This window comes from Pseudomonas sp. 1176_21 (assembly GCF_052850635.1).
Genome location: NZ_VXCV01000045.1, coordinates 1 through 370 on the forward strand (window position 1 = coordinate 1; position 370 = coordinate 370).

Here is a 370-nt window from a genome sequence, read left to right on the forward strand (position 1 = left end):
ACCGCGTGTGGGCATGGAGGTGCTGATCACCTTTCTGGAAGGCGACCCCGACCAGCCGCTGATCACCGGTTGCCTGTACCACGGCGCCAACCTGCCGCCGTACCGGCTGCCCGACTTCAAGACCCTGGCCACGGTCAAGAGCAAGGAATACAAGGGCAGCCGCAGCAACGAGCTGCGCATCGACGACACCACCAGCGAGATCAGCATCGCCCTGCGCAGCGACCACGGCGCCAGTGCGATCAATCTGGGCTACCTGACCCACCCGCGCCCCTCGGGCGGCCAGCCGCGCGGTGAGGGTTTCGAACTGCGCACCGACCGGCATGGGGCGATCCGTGCGGCGGCGGGCCTGCTGTTGACCACCGAGCCCCGG

The 370-nt window shown here is 68.6% G+C and carries 1 protein-coding gene; it reads left to right on the plus strand.

Annotation, left to right across the window (positions count from 1 at the left end; translation table 11 throughout):
• Window positions 1-370 (plus strand): type VI secretion system Vgr family protein (locus tag FW760_RS26040; protein WP_446444122.1); only part of this gene is annotated, 370 nt, incomplete at both ends.